This is a genomic window from Nocardiopsis sp. MG754419, from assembly GCF_018207095.1.
In the GTDB taxonomy this organism is placed as follows: Bacteria; Actinomycetota; Actinomycetes; order Streptosporangiales; family Streptosporangiaceae; genus Nocardiopsis.
Window position 1 is genome coordinate 1 of the sequence record NZ_QOCZ01000229.1, and the last position, 5,933, is coordinate 5,933.

At 68.9% G+C, this 5,933-nt stretch carries 6 protein-coding genes; 2 read left to right on the forward strand and 4 right to left on the reverse strand.

Annotation, left to right across the window (positions count from 1 at the left end; all coding sequences use genetic code 11):
• On the reverse strand, window positions 1-1,006 hold a 1,006-nt coding region (locus DSY14_RS26425; RefSeq protein WP_211719328.1), incomplete at its 3' end, for a dihydroxyacetone kinase family protein.
• Between the two features lie 125 nt (window positions 1,007-1,131).
• Here DSY14_RS26425 and DSY14_RS26430 point away from each other — a divergent pair.
• Both DSY14_RS26430 and DSY14_RS26435 read left to right on the forward strand, forming a co-directional pair.
• Entirely contained in the window at window positions 1,132-1,905 is a 774-nt protein-coding gene (locus tag DSY14_RS26430) for a FadR/GntR family transcriptional regulator (protein ID WP_211719329.1), read from the forward strand.
• Window positions 1,906-2,501: 596 nt separating this feature from the next.
• The gene (locus DSY14_RS26435) at window positions 2,502-3,734 is read left to right on the forward strand and encodes a hypothetical protein (RefSeq protein WP_211719330.1); all 1,233 of its coding nucleotides are present in this window, start codon (window positions 2,502-2,504) and stop codon (window positions 3,732-3,734) included.
• A 501-nt stretch (window positions 3,735-4,235) separates the two neighbouring features.
• Here the strand turns inward: DSY14_RS26435 and DSY14_RS26440 are convergent.
• The 3 genes from DSY14_RS26440 to DSY14_RS26450 all read right to left on the reverse strand — a co-directional run bounded on the left by DSY14_RS26440 (window position 4,236) and on the right by DSY14_RS26450 (window position 5,532).
• Window positions 4,236-4,541, reverse strand: coding sequence for a hypothetical protein (locus DSY14_RS26440; RefSeq protein ID WP_211719331.1), 306 nt, complete (start codon window positions 4,539-4,541; stop codon window positions 4,236-4,238).
• A 259-nt stretch (window positions 4,542-4,800) separates the two neighbouring features.
• Window positions 4,801-5,088, reverse strand: coding sequence for a hypothetical protein (locus DSY14_RS26445; RefSeq protein WP_211719332.1), 288 nt, complete (start codon window positions 5,086-5,088; stop codon window positions 4,801-4,803).
• 288 nt (window positions 5,089-5,376) lie between these two features.
• Window positions 5,377-5,532 carry a hypothetical protein gene (locus DSY14_RS26450; RefSeq protein ID WP_211719333.1) on the reverse strand — a complete coding sequence of 52 codons (156 nt, stop codon included), beginning with the start codon at window positions 5,530-5,532 and terminating at the stop codon, window positions 5,377-5,379.
• Between the last annotated feature and the right edge of the window lie 401 nt (window positions 5,533-5,933).

A 5,933-nucleotide genomic window follows, 5' to 3' on the forward strand; every position in this document is an offset into this window, starting at 1 on the left:
CGGTGACGGGGACCTTGCGGTAGGCGGGAGAGGAGGCGGGGCTGCGCCACAGCCGCTCCAACTCCTCGTCGAGCCAGGTCAGGGTGAGGGAGACGCCGGCCATGTCGAAGCTGGTGACGAGTTCGCCGACGTCGGGCTCGACCACTGCGAGCCCGTGCCCGGCGAGCAGCCGGTCGACCTTGCGGTAGACCACGAAGAGTTCCTCGTACTTCACCGAGCCCAGACCGTTGAGGATCAGGGCCACCCGCGAGGATCCGCCGGCGCTGGAGGGCCGTTCCGCGATGAGCCGGTCGACGAGGAGTTCGGCCAGGTCATCCGCGCTCGGCACCTCGGTCTCTCCGAGACCGGGCTCCCCGTGGATGCCCATGCCCACGGCCATACGGCCCGCCGGGACCGTGAACAGGGCCTCGGTGGCACCGGGCAGCGTGCATCCGCTGAAGGCGACACCGAAGGAGCGCGTGTGGTCGTTGGCCTTGGCCGCCACGCGTGTCACCTCGGCGAGCGAGGCCCCGTGCGCGGCGGCGGCGCCGGCCGCCTTGAAGACGACGAGGTCACCCGCGATGCCGCGGCGTTCGGCTCGTTCGGACGCCGGTGCGCTGGAGATGTCATCGGTGACCGGGACCATCTCGCAGGCGATGCCCTCGGATCGCAGGCGTTGCTGGGCCAGGCCGAACTGGAGAACGTCGCCCGCGTAGTTGCCGTAGGTGAGGAGCACACCGCCGCCGCGTTCCGCGGCCCGGGCCACGGAGTGGATCTGGCGGGCCGACGGGGAGGAGAAGAGGTTGCCCATGGCCGCGGCGTCGGCGAGTCCCGGCCCCACCAGCCCCCCGAAGGCGGGGTAGTGGCCCGACCCGCCACCGATGACGACGGCCACGGTGCCCGGCGTGGGTTCGTCGGCCCTGACGACCCCGCCACGGACGGCGCGAAGTCGATCCCTATGGGCGGCGACGAGACCTTCGACGAGTTCGTCGGCGAACTCGTCGGGGGCGTTGAACAGACGGGTCATCCGGCGATCTCCCGTGGTCAGGTTCCTCAACAGCGCCGGTCAGAGCTGTTGTGGAGCCCCAAGAAATCAAGATTCAACGAACATGTCAACCGGTTGACCAATTTTGGTGCGCTAGGCTGACCACCATGCCCAGCAACCCGACCGACCCGGACTCCGAGTTCAGTGGTCGTCTCTCGGCCATCCGCGCCACCACCCCCACGGCGGCCGTGGCTTCGGAACTGCTCAGCTACTTGACCGCCGGGGATCTTGCCCCAGGCGCCAGACTTCCCTCAGAACGGAAGCTCGCCGAAACGCTGGGAACCGGGCGCTCTGCGGTGCGTGAGGCGCTCGCCGCCCTGGAGATCCTCGGTGTCGTCGAGGTCCGTCCCGGATCCGGCACCTACCTGCGCTCGGGCTCCTCGGAACTGCTGCCTCGCACCCTGAGCTGGGGCCTGATGCTGGGTACCCGCAACACCGCCGACCTCACGGAGATCCGCACCTCCCTGGAGGTGTTGGCCGCACGGCTGGCGGCGCTCAACGCCGGCCCCGACGACGTCCGCAGGCTCCGTGGGCATCTGGCCACCATGCGCGAGAACGCCGACCTGGGCGACCGCGACGCGTTCGTGGAGGCCGACGCCCGCTTCCACCAGGAACTCGCGGCCGCGTCCCAGAACATCGCCCTGGCCAACGTGCTGCAGAGCGTGCGCGCCCTGCTCCGGGTCTGGGTCGATCGAGGTGTGGCCAAGGAGGAGGACGCGCGTATCGCCATCGAGGAACACGCACGTGTCCTCGACGCGCTGGAGGGCAACGACGCCGTCAAGGCGAACGAGGCCATGGTCGCGCACATGGACACCGCCGCGACCCGAGTGCTGAGCTCCGTCGCGGAGTTCGACGGCGAGAAGATCCAGACCACGCCGTAACGGGCGCGCGCCGCCCGCGCTCCGGCGCGGCTCCGCACCCCGCCCCTCCCCCGTACGCCTCCGCCGAGCGTGGGCCACCGGCCGGGTGGCGACACCGGCCGTCCTCGCTTCCCCGTGACGTCGTGCCCGACCTACGCCCGTGTCGGGGCGGCCCATCTGTGGTCGGTAAGCCGTGGCGGACATCGATCCCGAGGGACGCGGTACCCAGGGAGGTCGGGCAGCCGGTGGGACGAGGGTCGACGCGGGCATTCCGCTCGATGTGGCCGATGACCATGCATGCTCCGCCGGCGAGTGGACCCTTCTCGTTCCGTCCCTTCCTGGCGATGCGCTGGAGCGCGAGCCTTGGGCTGATGAGGATCAGCGACGCGATTCTCTTGCCCGGCCGCAGCAGCGCACCTCCCACTCATGATCCTCACTGCCGGCCTGGAGCGGCAGCCCGGTTCAGGAGATCGCGCGCGCCGATCGGGGCCCGACCCACTGATCCGTGGTGTGCGGGCGAGCCGGGGCCATCACCGGCCCCACTGCGACCACTCCGGTCCACGAGCGGCATCGTCGCCGCCCTACAATCGGGGCGGATGTTCGACGGAAGGTCTGCGATGAAGCGGCGATGGCTGATCGTGAGCGCGTGCGTCGTCGTGGTCGCTCTGCTGGCCTCACTGGCGTGGTGGCGGTCCGCACGCCCCAGCGCCGCGGAGGACGAGCTCGCCGCGACCCTCACCGCGATCCTGCACGAGGACACCGACGCGTACATCTTCCCCGCCTGGTGGAGCGATGGCTCCACACCCCTGCGTCTGACGTCGGAAGGCGACGGCCTGCTGATCGATGAGCCCAGGACCGCCTCCGACCTGGTGGGCCGCGCCCGTGTCGACGTCTCCCTGGAGGCTCCTGCGACGGCGGACCCCGCGGCGGTCGCCGCTCTGCCCGGCGGTGAGGGCGCCCCCTGGGTGGCGGTGGCCTTCGAGTCCCGGCAGACCGAGATGGAGGACAAGGACACCACCGAGAACCCCCTCACGTGGACGGGCACCGACCTCACCACCGGCGACCGGACCAGCGGTGGTGAACCCGTCACCCTGCCGGCCACACTCCGCAGCAACGAGATCAGCCCGGCGGACGGACCCAGCGCGATCATGACGGCGGACGCCGCCGTTGCCCGCGTCGAGGGCACCGACACCGCTCTGGTCACCACGTCACAGCTCGGCGAGTTCACCATGCACCGCTGTGACCCGGCCGCATGCGAATGGGAGGAGGTGTCGGTGCCGGCGGGCGGCGATCCCTTCTCGATCGCCTCGACCGGTGAGGGCCTCGTCGCCCTGACCGGCGCCTCCGCGGACGGGCACACGGTCTGGTACGCCGACGACGCCGATCTGCGGTGGCGCCCCCTGGGCGAGATCCCCACCGGCGAGGTCGTGGAGGTGCTGCACGACGGCGTGGACGGCGTCATGGTGCTGAGCAGGAGCGGTGACGACTCCGACCGTGCCTACCGGGTTCGTACGGCCGACGCGTCCGGCCTCGAAGACGAAGTGGGCCCCTTCGACTTCCCTGAGACCGGCACCGTGTCGGCCGTGAGCGAGGTCGACGGCCGTTGGTACCTCGCCGGGCACGGGCCGAGTGCCGCACGCGTCGACCTGGGCGCGGATCCCCTGACACCGAGGCTCTGGGCCCTGGGTGAGGACTCGTGGGAAGGGGTCGAGGATGACCTGCTGGGCCACCAGCCGGATCAGTCGATGCGCGTTCTGTATGTGGACGGAGAGGGCGGCCTCGCCGCGGTGAGCAGTTCCCCGGCGCAGCGCATCACCATGACCTGGACGTTCGCCACCGTGGACGGGTGAGGGCCCGTCTCGGAAGCCGCCCGCCTTCACGATCTGCCGCGCGGATCATTCCTTCCGTGCCGATCGACGAAAACACACCACCTCGGGCACGACGGCCCTCAACACATGACCGACGGCGAAGACGATCAGCGCATAGGATCCCCGTTCGTAGCCCTGGTGATAAGCCACAGCGGAGAACGCCGGTATCAGAACAGCGGGGATGGCCATCCCCAGCTCAGAGCGAACTGCTCCACCCTCGAAGGGAATTCCGGAAGCTGGCGATGAGACGTGGGAAGAAAGAACCGGCTCTTGGCGAGCCTTTCGATGAAATCCGACCCTTCGGCCGATGTTGCGATCGTACCCTCTCCTCACGTGACCGGCGGCTGCGCCGCTCCCTCCGGCCCGGGCCGGCGCCCACGCCCTCACCCGCGGCGACTCCGAGATCACACCTCACGAGCACGACCAGCGGCACCCGCTTCCATGACGCCCCGACCACGTGCGGCCAGCACACCCGGACACGCCTCATTCCCGAGGCTTTCTCAGTCTGAAAGAGAGGATGACCATGGGAAGGATCCAGATCGAGAAATACAGCATCGAGAACACGGAGAATACGGCGACCCCGAGGTACTGCCCTCGAACATAGGCAAAGACGGTCAGCCCCAGAAGCACGAGTAAGGACAAGGACACACCGATAATAATGTCGATCCACTGCCGCCGGGTCGGACGCTCCGGAAATTTTCGACGAGGACTGTAAGAAAGAAAACTGGATCGCGCCAACCGCTCGATCAGATCAGGGCGACCCTCTCCACCGCTGCGCTCGTTCGGCAAAGGGTGACTTCCTTTCAGGGTGCGACCATGGTCGTGGACCGAGGCTCCCAAAGCGCGGTCGCACTCATACATCGCCCTTCTTCATGACGGAAAGAAGAGAGAACTTCGGCAGGGCCATGAAGAGAACACAGAAGGTCACCAGAACCAGACTCAGGATGAGTCCCCCGACGCTGTCCCTCCAGAAGAAGGACATGTAACCCAGAGCGCCGAGGGGAGGGATTCCGGGGTGACACGGGGACGAGCCGGAGCACCTTCGCCCTCACACGGAGGGAGGAGGGGCACCACGCGACCGCCGCCTCATCCGGATCAGCAGGACGATCTTCGGGGCCACGAGGACGAGGAACGCCACCCCGCCGAGGACGGCGGCTCCCACGGCGCCACCGATCTCACCCTGGGAGGCGCTCCACGCGGCGATTCCCATCAGTCCCAGGGAGGGGATCGAGAGCCCAGCGATGAAGGCCCACCAGTCGGACGTGGTGGGCTGGTCGGGGAACCTCTCGTACCCCAACGGGAGGAGACCACGGCTCTTGGCGCATCGAGCGATCACGGCTTCCTTCGGCTCACGCGAATTCAGGGAACCCACCTCGCTTTCACGTTCTCCGGGTGATGCGTCCCGGCACCTTCTCTGGCGCGCCTCAGGCTGCCCGGGCGTTCGGTCGTGAAACCTCGCCGGCGACGTGAACGCGGAACGACACGACTCGAAGGCGGACCCAGAAGACCACCGTGGTCCCTGCGCCCGCCATCGATCCCGCGTGTCCGAACGCCGATCCCGGTAGCTCCTGCCACCGTCGCCGGTATCGGTCCGGTCGCGCCGATGGTGATGGTCGAGTGGGGCTCAGGTGGCCGTGCCCAACCAGGTGCGCACCAGAACGGTGAGGTCGTCGAACTCCCCCGGTTCTTCGGTGACCACGGTGCACGGACCGCGACCCCGGGGGCGCTCCGGGCCGCCGAACAGGTAGGGCCGCACCCCACGCACCCCGTCGTCGTCCACACACCAGCCTTCTTCGGAGGGGTGCGGCGGTCGGGGGCGGGGAACACACACCGGTCCGGGCGCGGGCACGGGCTCGTGACCGGCGCCCAGCGGGCTGCGAGCCGACGTCTCCTGTGCGCCGGGAGGGCGGTCGGGCAGGGTCCGTGGACGCGAGGAGCGCGACGGTTCCCGGTGCTTTCGGTCCTCGGAGTCGGCGATCGGACGGCGTGGCCGGGTGGGGCCGCACAGGACCACGGCCATGACCGACCCACGCCACCACCGCAGGCGTTCTCTCAGATTCCGCCCGCGTTTGCGGTGTCGGCCCCTAGATCGTTGATGGGAAATCCCTGAAACGCCTGCGGGCAAGACGAAGGGCGTCGAGGATCAGTGTGTGACCAAAGACCTTGACGCCCTTCTGACAG